Source organism: Kluyvera sp. 142486, assembly GCF_046569695.1.
In the GTDB taxonomy this organism is placed as follows: domain Bacteria; phylum Pseudomonadota; class Gammaproteobacteria; order Enterobacterales; family Enterobacteriaceae; genus Kluyvera.
Genome location: NZ_JBKHUI010000005.1, coordinates 55,084 through 71,681 on the forward strand (window position 1 = coordinate 55,084; position 16,598 = coordinate 71,681).

The window sequence follows — 16,598 nt, forward strand, 5'->3', positions numbered from 1 at the left end:
TATGACTGATCTCCCTGCCAACGTTCGCTGGCAACTCTGGATCGTGGCGTTCGGATTTTTTATGCAATCGCTGGACACCACGATCGTCAACACCGCCCTCCCCTCAATGGCGTTAAGCCTGGGGGAGAGCCCGCTGCATATGCATATGGTGGTGGTTTCCTACGTGCTGACCGTGGCGGTGATGCTGCCCGCCAGCGGCTGGCTGGCGGACCGCGTTGGCGTGCGTAATATCTTTTTCACCGCCATCGTGCTGTTCACCGCCGGCTCGCTGTTCTGCTCGCTTGCCAGCACGCTCAACGAACTGGTGATGGCGCGCGTACTGCAAGGAATTGGCGGTGCCATGATGGTACCGGTCGGCAGGCTAACGGTGATGAAAATCGTCCCGCGCGACCAGTATATGGCGGCGATGACCTTCGTCACCATTCCCGGTCAGGTAGGCCCGCTGCTCGGCCCGGCGCTCGGCGGGATTCTGGTGGAGTACGCCTCCTGGCACTGGATCTTCCTGATTAACATCCCGGTCGGCATTATCGGCTGTATTGCCACGCTGGCGCTGATGCCCAACTACACCGTGCAGACCCGACGATTCGATATCGCGGGCTTTATCGTGCTGGCACTGGGGATGGCAACCTTAACGCTGGCGCTGGACGGGCAAAAAGGTCTCGGCATTTCGCCGCTGACGGTGGGGGCGCTGGTGGCTATCGGCATCATCTCCATCGCCATATATCTGTGGCATGCCCGCGGTAACGACAGCGCGCTATTCAACCTGAAATTGTTCCGTACGCCGACCTTCTCCCTCGGCCTTGCCGGTAGCTTTAGCGGGCGTATCGGCAGCGGCATGCTGCCGTTTATGACCCCGGTGTTCCTGCAAATTGGCTTGGGGTTCTCGCCGTTCCACGCCGGGCTGATGATGATCCCGATGGTGCTGGGCAGCATGGGAATGAAGCGTATCGTGGTGCAGGTGGTGAACCGCTTTGGCTATCGCCGCGTGCTGGTCTTCAGCACCGTTGGCCTGGCGCTTATCAGCCTGCTGTTTATGTTCACTGCGCTGACGGGCTGGTATTACGCCCTGCCGGTGATTCTGTTTATTCAGGGGATGGTCAACTCCAGCCGCTTCTCGTCAATGAACACCCTGACGCTGAAAGACCTTCCCGATGAGTTTGCCAGCAGCGGCAACAGCCTGCTGTCGATGATCATGCAGCTGTCGATGAGTATCGGCGTCACCATCGCCGGTATTCTGCTGGGTACTTTTGGTCAACAGCATATCGCCGTCGGCAGCGACGCTACGCACCACGTCTTTATGTACACCTATCTCTGCATGGCGGCGATTATTGCCCTCCCGGCGCTGGTCTTTGCCCGCGTACCGGACGACACCACCAAAAACGTGGTAATCGCCCGACACAAACTCAAGGAGTAAAGCGTGAAACTATGGCGCCCGGGCATCTCCGGCAAACTGTTTCTGGTCATTTTAGCCACCTGTATTGTGCTGCTTATCAGCATGCACTGGGCCGTGCGCATCAGCTTTGAGCGCGGCTTTATTGACTATATCAAGCGCGGCAACGAGCAGCGGCTCCAGCTGCTGAGCGACGCGCTGGCGGAGCAGTATGCCCAACACGGGAACTGGCGCTTTTTACGTAATAACGACCGTTTTATTTTCCAGATCCTGCGCTCTTTTGAGCATGACAATAATGAAGATCGCCAGCCGCCTGGCCCTCCGGGGCCGGACGGTGAGCCTCCTCGCGGGCCGGATCGCGGCGGTATGCCGCCTCACGGCTGGCGCACCCAGTTCTGGGTGGTCGATCAGAACGCCCGAGTGCTGGTTGGCCCGCGCGAAGCGGTGCCCCATGACGGCTCCCGGCGCGGCATTATCGTCAACGGTATGGAGGTCGGCGCGGTGATCGCCTCACCGGTAGAGCGCCTGACGCGCAATACCGATATCAACTTTGATCAGCAGCAGCGTCGTACCAGCTGGCTTATCGTCGGGCTGGCGACGCTGCTCGCCGCGCTAGCCACCTTCCCGCTAGCCCGCGGCCTGATTGCCCCGGTCAGAAGGCTGGTTGAAGGCACCCACAAGCTGGCAGCAGGTGATTTTTCTACCCGCGTACCGGTAACCAGCGGCGATGAGCTGGGGAGGCTGGCGAAAGACTTTAACCAGCTCGCCAGTACGCTAGAGAAAAATCAGCAGATGCGCCGGGATTTAATGGCCGATATCTCCCACGAGCTGCGCACGCCGCTGGCGGTACTGCGCGGTGAGCTTGAAGCGATACAGGACGGCGTGCGCAAATTTACCCCCGAATCGGTGACCTCGCTCCAGGCTGAAGTCGCCACGCTGACCAAACTGGTCAATGACCTGCATCAACTGTCGATGTCCGATGAAGGGGCGCTGGCCTACCAGAAATCCACCGTGGATATCATCGCGCTGCTGGAAATTGCCGCCGATGCCTTCCGCGAACGCCTTGCCAGCCGCGGCCTGACGCTCAATCTGGCGCTGGCGGAAAGCGCCACCGTATTTGGCGACCCCGACCGCTTAATGCAGCTGTTCAACAATCTGCTGGAAAACAGCCTGCGTTACACCGACAGCGGCGGTCAGGTGCTGATTCGCACCGTGCTCGACGCGCAGCATATCGTGCTGGAATTTGCCGACAGCGGCCCCGGCGTCACCGACGAACAGCTGGCAAGACTGTGCGAACGCTTCTACCGCACCGAAGGTTCACGTAACCGCGCCAGCGGCGGCTCCGGGCTGGGGCTAGCCATTTGCGCCAACATCGTCACCGCCCACGGGGGGCAACTGAACGTTGGGCATTCGCCTTTTGGCGGGGTTAGCATTAAAGTAGAGTTACCGCTGGAACGTGCAATACCGAGAGAGATATGACCGATTTACCGATTGATGAAAACGCCCCGCGCATTCTGATTGTTGAAGATGAACCGAAGCTGGGGCAACTGCTCATCGACTATTTGCTGGCCGCTCACTATGCCCCAACGCTGATTAGCCACGGGGACAAAGTGCTGCCGTACGTTCATCAAACGCCGCCGGATCTTATCCTGCTGGATCTGATGCTGCCGGGCACCGACGGCCTGACGCTGTGCCGCGAAATCCGTCGTTTCTCCGACGTGCCGATCGTGATGGTCACCGCCAAAATCGAAGAAATTGACCGCCTGTTAGGCTTAGAGATTGGTGCCGACGATTATATCTGTAAGCCGTACAGCCCACGGGAAGTGGTGGCGCGCGTGAAAACCATTTTGCGCCGCTGCAAGCCGCGTGCTGAACTTCAGGCGATGGACGCCCAGAGCCCGCTTATCGTGGATGAAAACCGCTTTCAGGCCTCCTGGCGCGACCGCCTGCTCGACCTCACCCCCGCCGAGTTCCGCCTGCTGAAAACCCTGTCGCAGGAGCCAGGGAAAGTCTTTTCCCGCGAGCAGTTGCTCAATCATCTCTACGATGATTACCGAGTGGTGACCGACCGTACCATCGACAGTCACATCAAAAACCTGCGCCGCAAGCTGGAGTCGCTGGACGCCGAGCAGTCGTTTATCCGCGCCGTCTATGGCGTAGGCTATCGCTGGGAAGCTGACGCCTGCCGCATGGCGTAATTTGTCCCCGGCAGCGCAACGCTTGCCGGGTTTGAATCACCCATTCATTAACCCGAGTCATAATCCGAGAATGCGATCAACTCTCGCTGTGAATATGCGAAACGGCTCAGCCACATGATATATTTCGCGGAGAAAAATCGCATACGCTATTAGGCAAGGGTGCTATGAGTGATACGAATATTAATAATAAATATAAATTCCGAAATAAAATAAACTCCCCAGATATAAAATTCGCGATTATTTCCGCAGCCAACAGCGCGGCAATAGCGGAGATATTCAACTTCCCCCTCATCTGGCACGGGTCCGAGTTCACCAGCTATGATTAACGCTTAACGATATGCCATCTGCTATTTAAAAGACGCTTTCAACCGCTGGCAAAGACTGCCGTGGAATGCGTTGACGATTTTCAAGCCTATTTAAAAGGACTGCCAATGGAACAGGACGACCGTCTGGCTGACGCCATGTTTGAGATGTGTAACCACAAAATGCCGCTTAATAGCGGACAACGAGAGTGGCACATCGCCGATATTCACGGCCTGCTATGCAAAGCGCATTATTTTGAACTGGATGAACGCTATAACAAGGCGCTGACAGAAAGTTTTACCAGCCGCAAAGCGGAAAACCGCTATTTCCGCGCCAGGACGCATCTCTCCAACCCCTATCATGATATGGACGCAGTGGTGGAGGCTGGGCCAGAAGGGTTAGCGTTAATCAAAGCGTGGCAACGTGCCCGCCCCCGCTCCAGCCACGCCTGGCTTGCCGAGGCACAGTATTGGAACCACCGAGCCTTTCTCTATCGCCGTTACGGTCGGAGACACAAAACGCCCCGCGAAATGTGGATCTGCGCCGCTGCCTGCAACGAGAAGATGATGATCGCCGTCCTCAACGCCATCGACTGCGAACCACGCCAGTGGATGGCTGCCACGCTGGCCTGCATCAACGCAAAAGTCTTTGGGCAACCCGAGTGGCTGGTTTCGTTCCTTGCGGGTACTGATGTGTCAGGGCAACCGCTCATGGAAGAACTTGCCGAGTATCATCGCCGTTCGCCGCAGGAGGTGGAAGTGCTGATGGCCTGGTCCGGTTTATCGCTTACCGACGCGGTATGCCCTACGCTGCCGCGCCCGCCCGCGCTGCAAGACTGTGTCAGCAATACCGGCAGTAGCGACTGGCTCACCGTTTGTCTGCACATTTTCCCCACGGCGTTTGACCCATTAAACACATATATTCCGTTTTGTCTGCCGCGCTGGGGCGGCTCGCACGAAGAGGTCCGCAACGTTCTGGCCTCATCGGCCTGCGGGCATCTTTCTGCGGCAGAACGCGAGCATCTGGCGCTATTCATCTGGTGGGACATCCACAGCAATCTAAGCATCAAAGCGGTGGATTCCCCGGCTGAGCGGGAACAGATTATCGCCACCGCTGAAGAGATTGCACAGCGAGCGCCAATTCCGGCGTCTCGCCACAACGCGCTGGAGTGGCTGTTGGGATGCTATGACGATCTAGGCGACAAAGACGCGCTCTGGCGTACTCTTCAGCGCGCGGTGATGGAAAAGGTCAAACTCAATAATTACTACTGCGCTTATGCGGTAATCTTCGCCCAGCGCGATTTTTCCGATACCTGGTGGATTTATAATTTTCTCTGCCAGAATACGCAACCGGCGGAATTCGATGCGCCGCAGATCTACCGTGGCTATTTCCAGTTTGCGGGATTACTCGGCTTTGACAAAGACGAAGCGGAGGGGAGTAAGTGGCTGGATAACGTTGCCGATCTTGCCTGCAACTACAGCTGGCGAGCAGCCATTAATAATTTGCACAAATTTCAGCTGCCGGAACATTTCGTACCGCTGGCCGAGTTGGGCGCCCAGAGAAATATGCCCGCCGCGCTAGACCTCCTCGGTCTGGAATATAACGACAATGAAGATAACGCCCTGCTGCCCTATGAACCAGCCACTGCGCTGAGCTATTTTCAGCGCGCGGCGGCTACCCTGCATGAAAAAATTGCCCTGCGCGATAGCCATCCGCACCGTCTTTTCTCGAACGCCGGATATGCCGAATATGAGGACGAGCTGCAAAATGTTCATTTCAGCATAGGTAGCTGCTGCCAGCGACTGATCGAACAAGAATCCGATGACGCCAAGCGTTTCGCGTATGAAAAAGCGCTGCTGGATAATCTCTATCTGGCGCACCAGTATGGGCATCAGGAAGCTTTGGGCCTGTTCCTGATAAAGATATCTGAGGTGGAAGATCTGACGCTGGCACATCAGCATCTGGCGCTGGTGAAACAAGAAGCCGACAATGGCACGCTGGAGGCAATGGTCAGCCTGGCGCAGCTGTACGGCAATAAACATGACCGCTTACTGTTTAACATGAAGCTCAGCGCGCGCTGGGCGTACTTTGCCACTGCGCTCTATCCGGATGATGATATTGTCCTGGACTGGCTTTATGACCTGCATTTTTCAACTATCTGGAAACGCTATCGCTTTACCCGACTCACGTTCCGTATCCCGGATTCAGAACTCCCCGGACGGTCAAACTCGATGGCGTAAGAAGGTTTACTCCCCTCCCCTACAGCGCTACAATGCCCGCCCTTAATGTGGGGGCACTCCCCAACTCGCCGCATCAGGTGCGACGAATCTGACCTGTCATCAGAACGAGATAATCATGTTTAAACCGGAACTCCTCTCCCCGGCGGGAACGCTGAAAAATATGCGTTACGCTTTCGCTTACGGTGCCGATGCAGTTTACGCTGGCCAGCCACGCTACTCTCTGCGCGTCCGTAACAACGAATTCAATCACGAAAATCTGCAGCTCGGCATCAACGAAGCCCATGCACTGGGTAAAAAATTCTATGTGGTGGTGAACATCGCCCCGCATAACGCCAAGCTTAAAACTTTTATTCGTGACCTGAAGCCGGTAGTGGATATGGGGCCGGATGCGCTGATTATGTCTGACCCAGGCCTGATTATGTTGGTGCGCGAAAACTTCCCTGACATGGACATCCACCTGTCCGTGCAGGCTAACGCCGTGAACTGGGCGACGGTGAAGTTCTGGAAACAGATGGGACTGACCCGCGTGATCCTCTCCCGTGAGCTGTCGCTGGAAGAGATCGAAGAAGTCCGTACCCAGGTGCCAGATATGGAGATTGAGATCTTCGTTCACGGCGCGCTGTGCATGGCCTATTCCGGCCGCTGCCTGCTGTCCGGCTACATCAACAAGCGTGACCCGAACCAGGGCACCTGCACCAACGCCTGCCGCTGGGAATACAACGTTCAGGAAGGTAAAGAAGATGACGTGGGCAATATCGTCCACAAATTCGAGCCGATTCCAGTACAGAACGTTGAGCCAACGCTGGGCATCGGCGCGCCAACCGATAAAGTCTTTATGATTGAGGAAGCCAAGCGTCCGGGCGAGTACATGACCGCCTTTGAAGACGAACACGGCACCTACATCATGAACTCCAAAGATCTGCGCGCCATCGCTCACGTTGAGCGTCTGACCCAGATGGGCGTACACTCGCTGAAAATCGAAGGCCGTACCAAATCACATTACTACTGCGCCCGTACCGCGCAGGTGTACCGCAAGGCCATTGACGACGCCGCCGCTGGCAAACCGTTCGATGCCTCTCTGCTGGAAACCCTGGAAAACCTCGCACACCGTGGCTACACCGAAGGCTTCCTGCGTCGCCACACCCACGACGACTACCAGAATTACGAGCACGGCTACTCCGTCTCCGAGCGTCAGCAGTTTGTCGGCGAATTTACCGGTGAGCGTAAAGGCAACCTGGCCGCCGTCGCGGTTAAAAACAAATTCACCGTCGGCGACAGCCTGGAGATGATGACCCCACAGGGCAACGTCAACTTCACCCTGGAGCACATGGAAAACCTCAAAGGCGAAGCCACTTCCGTGGCACCAGGCGACGGTCACACCGTATGGTTACCCGTGCCGGAAGACGTGGCGCTGGAGTATGGCCTGCTGATGCGCAACTTCGCAGGAGAATCGACTCGGAATCCGCATAACGGCTAGTACATTTATATTGTTTTTCAATAGCAAAGATTCTTAGAAATAGATCACAGACGGAATAATCAAATATCGATATTATCCGCTTCGCTGAAAAACATAATCCATAAATGCTAGCTGTACCCAGGAACCACCTCCTTAGCCCGTGTAATCTCCCTTACACGGGCTTATTTTTTTGCCCCATCCTCCTAAAGCGCGTCCTCACTTCCTTTGTTACACTCTTTGCATACCCCACAAAGAGGTACCACGGATGTCCGATTTTCCTGCAAGCTTATTGATTTTAAATGGCAAGGGTGCCAATACCCCTCAATTACGCGAGGCGGTTGAACTGCTACGCGATGAGGGTGTGACCATTCATGTTCGCGTCACCTGGGAGAAAGGCGATGCGGTGCGTTATGTGGAAGAAGCCATTCGCCTGAACGTCGAGACGGTGATTGCGGGCGGCGGTGACGGGACGATTAACGAAGTGGCGACGGCGCTGATCCACAGCGAAAGCCGCCTGGTACCGGCCCTCGGCATTTTGCCGCTCGGCACTGCCAACGACTTTGCCACCAGCGTCAATATTCCTGCGGATCTGGCTAATGCGCTGAAGCTCGCCATTGCGGGTCGCGACGTGCCGGTCGATATCGCTCAGGTGAACCACAAAACCTGCTTTATCAATATGGCCACCGGCGGCTTCGGCACGCGCATTACTACCGAAACGCCAGAGAAGCTGAAAGCCGCGCTGGGCGGCGTGTCTTACCTGATTCATGGGTTGATGCGGATGGATACCCTGAAGCCGGACCGCTGCGAAATTCACGGCGAGAACTTCCACTGGCAGGGCGATGCGCTGGTTATCGGTATCGGCAACGGCCGTCAGGCGGGTGGCGGGCAGCAGCTCTGCCCGGAGGCATTGATTAACGACGGCCTGCTGCACCTGCGTATTTTCACCGGGGAAGAGCTTATCCCGGCGCTGTTTAATACGCTTGCCAGCAACGATGGCGCGGAAAACCTGGTGGATAGCGTTTCGCCGTGGTTTGAGGTCACCGCGTCGCACGAGATGACCTTTAACCTGGACGGCGAGCCGCTCAGCGGCAAAACCTTCCGCATGGAGATTTTACCGGCGGCATTGCGCTGCCGCCTGCCGCCGGATTGTCCGTTGTTACGTTAACGCATTGCGCGTTTTAAGATGCGCTCCGACTGGCGTTTGAAATCCGTTGCCGCTTCGGCGACGGTTTTCTTGCCGTAATCGATCGACTGCAGCGCGCTATCAAACTCCTGCACCAACTGCGGGTCTTCCAGATACGGCGACACGGAAAGCGTGGTTGGCAGCGCCAGCGCCTGTTTAATCCCGGCAACCGATGGGTCTTTGTCATTGATCACCCCCGCCGCCGTCAGCGTCGCCACCGCGCTTTTGCTCAGCGGCACGCCGCGCTCCAGCCCCAGTAGCGTGACGCCCTCTTTACTGTTCAGCAGGAAGTTAACCAGCTTCGCCGCCGCTTCCGGGTGTTTAGTGGTTTTGCCAATCGACAGCATCATCGACGGTTTCATAAACAGCCCCGCGTCGGTAGCGCCCGGCAGCATCGGATAGTCACCCAGTTCGAGCTTCGCCGGTGGCTTGAGGTTGTCCGAATATTTGGTAACGGCGGTGTTCCACATATAAACGCCGCCCCACTCCCCTTCAATCCACGGCTTCATTTCGTACATGTTGCCCTTGCCGAACGAGGCGTAGTACTTCATATCCGGGATAACGTGGTTGTCGATAAGCGTTTTATACAGCTGGAAAAACTCGACCCACTGCGCGTCGCTGTAGGTGAATTTTTTACTCTGCTGGTCAATGGCCGGAATGTTGTACTTCTGCACCATATAGGAGTTGAGCAACGCCAGCACCCCCAGGCTTTCCGGGGCCACCGGGTAATATTGTTTGCCGAGCTTGCTCTCAAACGTTTTCCCGGCGCTTATCAGTTCGTCCCAGTTTTTCGGGTAGCTGATACCCGCTTTTTTCCAGGTTTGATCGTTGTAGTAGAAGATACGCGCGGTCATGGCGACCGGAATGCCGTTCAGCTTACCTTTGACCGTGACCGGCTGGAGGTCTTTGGCGGTGAACTGGTCGAGGCCAATTTCATCTTTGACCTTGTTGAGATCGTAGAAGCCGTTGCCATCTTTAGAGAACAGCGCCAGCCAGTTCCAGTTAGTCTGCATGACGTCCGGCTCGGTACCGCCCGCCAGTTGCGTAGTCAGGCGAGAGGTGTGCCCATCCCAACCGGTGTATTCGGCTTTGACGTTGATATCCGGATACTGCTGATGGAAGGCTTCCAGCGCCTTCAGCGTTACCTGATGACGACCGTTGCCGCCCCACCAGGACATACGCAGGTCGACGGTTTCCGCCGCCAGCGCGGAGGCAGTACAGGTACAGAGGACAATAGGTAGGGCAAGACGGAAAGATTTTTTATGCATTTTTTATTATTCCCAGAGGCAAATTGATGGGGTGGCCGGATAAGGCGTTTACGCCGCCATCCGGCACCAGCACCGAACTGCCCGATGGCGCTACGCTTATCGGGCCTACGGTTAATATGCCGCCACCTCGCGCGCCATTTCTCGCGTGTACTGGCGGCTGGCGTTGACCAGCATCTGCGTGTACGGCGTTTGCGCTTCGCCGTTGACCAAGGCATCGACGGTGAGCGTTTCGAGGATCTTGCCGTACTGCATCACCGCCACCTTCTGGCAGAGGTGGGCAATCACGCCCAGATCGTGCGTCACCATCAGGTAGGTCAGGTTCGACTCTTTTTGCAGCTCCGCCAGCAGATTGAGGATCTCCGCCTGCACCGATACATCCAGCGCCGAGGTCGGTTCGTCGAGCAACAGTACCTGCGGTTCGAGGATCAGCGCGCGGGCAATCGCCACGCGCTGGCGCTGGCCGCCCGAGAGCTGGTGCGGATAGCGGTCGCGGAAGGCGCGGTTCAGCCCCACCCGGTCGAGCAGCGTGTTGATGCGCCGGTCGCGATCGCCGATGCCGTTAATTTGCAGCGGCTCTTCGAGGATGTCACCAATGGTGTGGCGTGGGTGCAGCGATCCGTACGGGTCCTGAAACACCATCTGCACCTGACGGCAGCGCTCGCGGCTAATCTTATGCGCCAGCGGCTGGCCGCTAATCGCCAGCTCGCCCTGCCAGTGGTTAAACAGCCCGGCGAGGCACTTCAGCACCGTGGTTTTCCCGGAGCCGGACTCGCCGACCAGGCCATAAATCTCGCCCGGCTTAACGTGGAAATTGACGTCAAACAGCACCTGGTTGCGCTTTTCGCCCTCGCCAAACACCAGGCTTAAGTTTTTCACTTCAATCATCGTGCGCTCCTTAATCGGTCAGCCAGCTGGTCTGACGCTGCAATACCGGGAGAACCGGTCGGCGATGGTGCATATCCGGCAGGGCGCTAATCAGCCCCTGCGTGTACGGATGGGTGGCGTTATCGAGGTCGCAGGCGGCAATCGACTCCACCACCCGCCCGGCGTACATCACCAGCACGCGGTCGCAGAAGCTGCGCACCAGATTAATGTCGTGGCTGATAAATATCAGCCCCAGCCCGCGGGATTTCACCAGGTCATCCAGCAGCCCCAGCACCTGCAAACGGACCGACACGTCGAGCGCCGAGGTCGGTTCATCGGCAATCACCAGTTCCGGGTCAGTTATCAGCATCATCGCAATCATGATGCGCTGCCCCTGCCCGCCGGAAATCTCGTGCGGATAGAGGTTGTAGACGCGCTCCGGCTGGCGAATACGTACCACGTCGAGCATCTCCATCGCCTTGGCTTTCGCCTCGGCTTTGTAGCCCGGATGGTGAGTCAGCCAGGCTTCGGCAATCTGGTCGCCGACGCGCACCACCGGGTTCAGCGAATATTTCGGGTCCTGCATAATCATCGAAATACGCTTGCCGCGAATGGCGCGCATCTGCGCCTCGCTGGCGTTTAACAGGTCGATATCGCCAAACTGCATCCGGCTGGCGTCAATGCGCGCTTTTTTCGGGTGCAGATGCAGCAGCGCGCGGCCCACGGTGGATTTCCCGGAACCGGATTCACCGACTATCGCCAGCTTCTCCTGCCCGAGCTGGAAGGAGACGCCGCGCACCGCATGGGTTACCGCGCTGCCGTTGACGAAATCCACGCTTAAATCGCGTACGTCGAGCAGCGGTGCAGCGTTATTCGCTGCGAGGATCGAGGATGTCACGTAGGCCATCTCCTAAGAAGTTGAACGCTAAGCTGTTGATCAAAATCGCCAGCCCCGGGATCGTTACTACCCACCAGCACTCCATCATGTAGGTACGGCCGCTGGAGATCATCGCCCCCCACTCTGGATCGGGCGGCTGCGCGCCGAGGCCAAGGAACCCCAGACCGGCGGCGGTCAGGATGATCCCGGCCATGTTCATGGTGATACGGATAATCACCGACGGCAGACACAGCGGCACAATGTGACGCCACAGCACACGGGCCGGAGAGGCGCCCTGCAAACGGACGGCAGAGATAAAGTCGGCCTGACGCAGCGACAGGGTTTCCGCACGCGCCAGACGCGCAATCGGCGGCCAGGCGGTCAGCGTAATCGCAATCACTACGTGCTCAAGCCCTGGGCCTAAGGCGGCAACGAACGCCAGCGCCAGCACCAGGCTTGGGAAGGAGATGAAGATATCGGTTACGCGCATCAGCACCATATCGACCTTGCCGCCGAAATAGCCCGCGCAAACGCCGAGCAGCAGCCCCAGCGGGCCAACGGTGACCGAGACCAGCAGTACGATGTAGAGCGTGATGCGCGCGCCGTACACCAGGCGGCTGAAGATATCGCGGCCAAATTCGTCGGTACCGAACCAGTGCTGTGCGTTCGGTGCCATCAGCGCATTGTTTAAGTCCTGCACCAGCGGGTTATAGGGGGCAATCAGCGGGGCGAATATCGCCACCACCAGCAACAGGAAGATAATCCCGCCGCCGATAGCGGTCAGCGGGTTACGCGCCATCTTGCCGATAAATCCCCCCGCTCTTGCCAGCCCGCGCAGCAAACGCTGGAGGCCTTCGCCGGAGGCGCTGGAGAGTCGACTATCGAGAGAAACCGTCATGATTTTGTCCTCGGGTCGAAGAATTGATACAGCATGTCGGAGAGCAGGTTGAGCATCACGAAGATCACCCCAACCAGCAGCACACAGCCCATCACCGCGTTCATGTCGCCCAGCAGCAAGCTGCCAGTGAGATAGGAGCCAAAGCCCGGCCAGGAGAAAACGGTTTCAATTAACACCGCCCCTTCCAGCAATGAACCGTAGGCCAGCGCCACCACCGTCAGCAGCTGAACGAGGATATTGCGGAAGGCGTGGTTCCAGATAACCTGGCGTTCGGTCAGCCCCTTGACGCGTGCGGTGATGATGAACTCCTGCGACAGCTGCGCCAGCATAAAGCTGCGGGTCATACGGCTGATATAGGCGAGCGAGTGGAAGCCCAGCAGCGCCGCCGGCAGGATCAGGTGGTTAATGGCGTTCCAGAACACTTCACTGTTGCCGGCCAGCAGCGCATCGACGGTCATCAGCCCGGTACGACGCGGCACGATGCCATCCAGCCCCAGGTCAACGCGCCCCGCGCCGCCCACCCAGCCGAGCCAGGCGTAGAACACCAGCAGCCCCATCATCCCCACCCAGAAAATCGGCGTGGAGTAACCGGCGAGGCTGATAATACGCACCACATAATCGGAGATACTGTTGCGACGCGCCGCCGCCAGTACGCCCAGCGGAATACCGAGGCCAGCGCCGACGATAATCGCCATCGTCGCCAGCTCCATGGTAGCCGGGAAGACGCGGATAATGTCGTCGGTCACCGGTTTGCCGGTCAGCAGCGCGTTACCGAGATCGCCGTGCAGCAGGTTAACGAAGTAGATGCCAAACTGGGTCATCAGCGACTGGTCAAAGCCCAACTGGTGATAGACCTGCTGGTAGGTGCTCTGGTCGGCATCCGGGCCGACAATCGCCAGCACCGGGTCGATAGGCATCACGCGGCCAATAAAGAAGGTCAACAACAGCAGGCCAAACAGCGTGATCGCCACCTGTATCAACCGTTTTGAGAAGCGCCGGGTCCGGGAGCCGGGCGCAAGAATTGCCGTACTCATCCTTTATCTCCTTCGCTGACTTTGTAGACTTCACGCAGGAACGTGGTGGCCGACGGATGCGGCTTGTACTCCTTCACCTCGTTACGCACCACTACCGAATCGACCATCTGCGACACCGGGATCATCGCCGGGATCAGCGCATCAAAGCGGGTCTGAATAGCCTGATAATCGGCAATCTGTTTTTGCGGGTTACGCTCAAGCAGCGCGCCGTCGATCATCTCGTTAAGCTGTTTGTCATAGAACCCGGTGCGCCAGCCCTGGAAGTTAGTCAGGCGAGCTTCGTCACTGTTGTCTGGGTTATAGACCAGCGCGCGCAGGCTGGAGTGTGGATGCGGCTCCATACCGCTGCCGCCACGCCCGACCAGCATGTCGAACTTACGTTCGCGCATCGCGCCGTAAATCTGGTTGCCGGTGCCGGTGATAATTTTGGCGTTAATGCCCGCCTGCATCAGCGTGGACTGCACGGCAATGGCGATATTGAGGAACGGCTGGTCGGCGAGTACGCGCAGCGTGGTATCAAAGCCGTCAGGATATCCGGCCTCTGCCAGCAGCTTTTTCGCCCGTGCGAGATCAAAGGTGTAACCTGGGTCCGGCAGCGTTGACGGCATTCCAGCTTTGATCGGACGCTGGTGCAGCACACCGTAGCCCGGCATCAGCGCTTTGTTGATGCCCTGATAATCAATCAGGTAGCGCACCGCTTCACGCACTTTCGGGTTGGCGAAGTGCGGCTCTTTCATGCTCATCGACACGTAGTACATGGTGCCGCGCTGTACTGCATCGACGGTGAGCTGCGGGTCTTTACGCAGGGCGTTGATATCCGATACCGCCATGTTGCTGGCAATATCGAGGTCGCCTTTTTCAATCATCAGACGCAGGGTCTGCGACTCCTGGAAGTGACGCAGCACCACGCGGTTCATCTTCGCCTCGCCGCGCCAGTAGTCCGGGTTGCGTTTCATGCGCAGCACGTCTTTTGCCTGCCAGGTTTCCAGCGTAAACGGCCCGGAACCGGCTTCGTGGGTGGTCAGCCACTTATTGCCCCAGTCGTTATTCTGTTCATGGCTTTGCACGGTTTTGCTGTCGAGCACGCCAAGGTTGCCGAGCGCGCCCAGCGAGTAAATCACCAGTTGGGGGTCGTTATCCTTTGGCAAGGCAATCTGCACCGTATAGTCATCCAGCGCCGTCACCTGTTTATCGACGTTCTTCTTGCTAAAACCGTAGGATTTCCACACCGATGCCTGCGCCAGGTTGAGGTGCAGAATACGGCGCATCGACCACACCACGTCGGCGGCGGTCAGCGGGTTGCCGGAGTGAAACTTGACGTTATTGTGCAGATGGAAGGTCAGCGTTTTGCCGTCCGGACTGATATCCCAGGATTTGGCGAGCGCCGGTTTTACGTTGGTGAGCTGTTCAGGATCAAGCTCCACCAACGAGTCATAGAGATTCACCACAATCCCCACCACTTCGTTACCGGTCATTGCTGCCGGGTCGAGGGTGAGCAGGTTATTCATATTCATGCCGATAATGAGCTGATCTGGCGGCGTTTTTGCCAACGCCGCCCCGCTCCCCATCGTCATGGTCAGCGCGAGCAAACACGCTCCCAATAAGGAGGATTTTTTCATCTATCTATCGCCTGTAGGGTACGACAGGCGACGAATCCATCCGTGCCTGTCTTGTATTTGTTATGTGTCAGTCGTGGCTGACGGTGTTGGCTTCGATAAAGGCAAAATTGATGTCTTCACCCAATCCTGGGCGTTGAGACAGGTGAACATAACCATCGGCGTCCATCGGGTCGACGATGCTGTTCAGATAGGCCGCTGGCTGGTCGTAGTCGAGGAACGGGTGCAGCAGGCCACGCTCATACCAGCGACAGTTGCGAATGGCGCCAATCACCGCCAGGCTCGCCGCGCCGTTACCGTGTACTTCGCAGTCCATACCGAACGACTCCGCCAGCGCGGCCACCTTCATGGTTGGCGTAATGCCGCCCACGCCGTTGGCGCCCGCGCGCAGAATGTCGCACGCTCCGGCTTTCACCCAGTCGGCACGGCTGTGATGTTTACCGCCGAAACTCTCCGGCCCGATGATCGGAATAGAGAGGTTTTCAGCCAGCCACGCATAAGAGGACATGCTGTCTTCTTCCATTGGCTCTTCGAACCAGGCAAAGTTGAGTTTTTCCAGCTCTTTACCAATCCACAGCGCTTCGGTGCGGCTGTACCAGTGGTAACCATCAATCATCAGGTCGATATCCGGGCCGACCGCTTCACGGACCGCAGCGCAGGCTTTGATATCCATTTTTGGGTTTGGCGCGAACGAGACCGGCGGCATCCAGGTATGCAGCTTGATGGCTTTATAGCCGCGCGCAACCAGCGTTTCGGCAAAGGCCGCGTACTCTTCCGGCGTGGACAGTCCGCCTTCGAGGTCGTCGCCGCACATGGTGCTGCCGTAGGCCGGTACTTTATCGCGATAGCCGCCCAGCAGCTTGTAAACCGGCATATTGAGCTTACGCCCAATGAGATCCCACAGCGCTTGCTCAACGAAGGAGAGCGCGCGTTCGGTCAGTTGATGCGCGCTACCGCGCTGCCAATGCACCAGATCCTGCCAGATACGTTCGCGGTCGAACGGGTCCTGACCTACCAGCACCTTGCGGAAGAAGGTGTTGACGACGAACGGACGTACGATTTCCGGCGGCGCAAAGGAGTAGCCCTTGCTGCCGTCGTCGGCGGTAATGGTCAGCATCGCCATTTTGGCCATGCTTTCTGGCCCCGGATGTGAGTGTCCGGCGCTGTCGGAGACGCGGCGCGTAGGATGCTGGAAAACGGTGACATTTACAGATTCAATTTTCATTAAGTGTCCTTTATACAACATGCTACATGGCGATTAATTCGCCACG

Annotated in this window: 13 protein-coding genes; 6 read left to right on the forward strand and 7 right to left on the reverse strand. The window is 57.6% G+C overall.

Annotated features, from left to right (window positions below; all coding sequences use genetic code 11):
- The first annotated feature begins 1 nt into the window (after position 1).
- The 6 genes from ACLGE8_RS07570 to yegS all read left to right on the forward strand — a co-directional run bounded on the left by ACLGE8_RS07570 (position 2) and on the right by yegS (position 8,752).
- Entirely contained in the window at positions 2 to 1,414 is a 1,413-nt protein-coding gene (locus tag ACLGE8_RS07570; RefSeq protein ID WP_410997621.1) for an MFS transporter, read from the forward strand.
- A 3-nt stretch (positions 1,415 to 1,417) separates the two neighbouring features.
- A complete protein-coding gene (gene baeS / locus ACLGE8_RS07575) occupies positions 1,418 to 2,869 on the forward strand; it encodes a two-component system sensor histidine kinase BaeS (protein WP_410997623.1) in 1,452 nt (483 codons plus the stop codon).
- Positions 2,866 to 3,588: a two-component system response regulator BaeR gene (gene baeR / locus ACLGE8_RS07580; protein ID WP_333494566.1), complete on the forward strand. Its 723-nt coding sequence runs from the start codon at positions 2,866 to 2,868 to the stop codon at positions 3,586 to 3,588. Before baeS ends, baeR begins: the two co-directional genes overlap by 4 nt.
- A 431-nt stretch (positions 3,589 to 4,019) precedes the next feature.
- Positions 4,020 to 6,131: a DUF4034 domain-containing protein gene (locus tag ACLGE8_RS07585; protein ID WP_410997625.1), complete on the forward strand. Its 2,112-nt coding sequence runs from the start codon at positions 4,020 to 4,022 to the stop codon at positions 6,129 to 6,131.
- A 115-nt stretch (positions 6,132 to 6,246) separates the two neighbouring features.
- On the forward strand, positions 6,247 to 7,608 hold the full coding sequence (yegQ, locus tag ACLGE8_RS07590; RefSeq protein WP_410997627.1) for a tRNA 5-hydroxyuridine modification protein YegQ: 1,362 nt from the start codon (positions 6,247 to 6,249) through the stop codon (positions 7,606 to 7,608).
- Between the two features lie 244 nt (positions 7,609 to 7,852).
- Positions 7,853 to 8,752: a lipid kinase YegS gene (yegS, locus tag ACLGE8_RS07595; protein ID WP_410997628.1), complete on the forward strand. Its 900-nt coding sequence runs from the start codon at positions 7,853 to 7,855 to the stop codon at positions 8,750 to 8,752.
- Here the strand turns inward: yegS and ACLGE8_RS07600 are convergent.
- From ACLGE8_RS07600 to ACLGE8_RS07630, 7 genes are all read right to left on the reverse strand, one after another.
- Positions 8,749 to 10,038 carry an ABC transporter substrate-binding protein gene (locus ACLGE8_RS07600; RefSeq protein ID WP_410997629.1) on the reverse strand — a complete coding sequence of 430 codons (1,290 nt, stop codon included), beginning with the start codon at positions 10,036 to 10,038 and terminating at the stop codon, positions 8,749 to 8,751. The genes yegS and ACLGE8_RS07600 overlap by 4 nt on opposite strands.
- Positions 10,039 to 10,149: 111 nt before the next feature.
- The gene (locus tag ACLGE8_RS07605) at positions 10,150 to 10,923 is read right to left on the reverse strand and encodes an ABC transporter ATP-binding protein (protein WP_410997630.1); all 774 of its coding nucleotides are present in this window, start codon (positions 10,921 to 10,923) and stop codon (positions 10,150 to 10,152) included.
- A 10-nt stretch (positions 10,924 to 10,933) separates the two neighbouring features.
- Positions 10,934 to 11,800: an ABC transporter ATP-binding protein gene (locus ACLGE8_RS07610; RefSeq protein WP_333009738.1), complete on the reverse strand. Its 867-nt coding sequence runs from the start codon at positions 11,798 to 11,800 to the stop codon at positions 10,934 to 10,936.
- Entirely contained in the window at positions 11,772 to 12,677 is a 906-nt protein-coding gene (locus ACLGE8_RS07615; RefSeq protein WP_410997631.1) for an ABC transporter permease, read from the reverse strand. Before ACLGE8_RS07615 ends, ACLGE8_RS07610 begins: the two co-directional genes overlap by 29 nt.
- Positions 12,674 to 13,711 carry an ABC transporter permease gene (locus tag ACLGE8_RS07620; protein WP_410997632.1) on the reverse strand — a complete coding sequence of 346 codons (1,038 nt, stop codon included), beginning with the start codon at positions 13,709 to 13,711 and terminating at the stop codon, positions 12,674 to 12,676. Before ACLGE8_RS07620 ends, ACLGE8_RS07615 begins: the two co-directional genes overlap by 4 nt.
- Positions 13,708 to 15,330: an ABC transporter substrate-binding protein gene (locus ACLGE8_RS07625; protein ID WP_410997634.1), complete on the reverse strand. Its 1,623-nt coding sequence runs from the start codon at positions 15,328 to 15,330 to the stop codon at positions 13,708 to 13,710. The genes ACLGE8_RS07620 and ACLGE8_RS07625 overlap by 4 nt, the downstream gene beginning before the upstream one ends.
- 67 nt (positions 15,331 to 15,397) lie before the next feature.
- The gene (locus ACLGE8_RS07630; RefSeq protein WP_035894884.1) at positions 15,398 to 16,552 is read right to left on the reverse strand and encodes a mandelate racemase family protein; all 1,155 of its coding nucleotides are present in this window, start codon (positions 16,550 to 16,552) and stop codon (positions 15,398 to 15,400) included.
- Positions 16,553 to 16,598 lie beyond the last annotated feature (46 nt).

Coding starts and splice junctions, on each gene's coding strand:
- yegS (WP_410997628.1), top strand. CDS start 7,853: ATGTCCGATTTTCCTGCAAGCTTATTGATTTTAAATGGCAAGGGTGCC.
- ACLGE8_RS07570 (WP_410997621.1), top strand. CDS start 2: ATGACTGATCTCCCTGCCAACGTTCGCTGGCAACTCTGGATCGTGGCG.
- ACLGE8_RS07605 (WP_410997630.1), bottom strand. CDS start 10,923: ATGATTGAAGTGAAAAACTTAAGCCTGGTGTTTGGCGAGGGCGAAAAG.
- ACLGE8_RS07600 (WP_410997629.1), bottom strand. CDS start 10,038: ATGCATAAAAAATCTTTCCGTCTTGCCCTACCTATTGTCCTCTGTACC.
- ACLGE8_RS07585 (WP_410997625.1), top strand. CDS start 4,020: ATGGAACAGGACGACCGTCTGGCTGACGCCATGTTTGAGATGTGTAAC.
- baeR (WP_333494566.1), top strand. CDS start 2,866: ATGACCGATTTACCGATTGATGAAAACGCCCCGCGCATTCTGATTGTT.
- ACLGE8_RS07615 (WP_410997631.1), bottom strand. CDS start 12,677: ATGACGGTTTCTCTCGATAGTCGACTCTCCAGCGCCTCCGGCGAAGGC.
- yegQ (WP_410997627.1), top strand. CDS start 6,247: ATGTTTAAACCGGAACTCCTCTCCCCGGCGGGAACGCTGAAAAATATG.
- ACLGE8_RS07630 (WP_035894884.1), bottom strand. CDS start 16,552: ATGAAAATTGAATCTGTAAATGTCACCGTTTTCCAGCATCCTACGCGC.
- ACLGE8_RS07625 (WP_410997634.1), bottom strand. CDS start 15,330: ATGAAAAAATCCTCCTTATTGGGAGCGTGTTTGCTCGCGCTGACCATG.
- ACLGE8_RS07620 (WP_410997632.1), bottom strand. CDS start 13,711: ATGAGTACGGCAATTCTTGCGCCCGGCTCCCGGACCCGGCGCTTCTCA.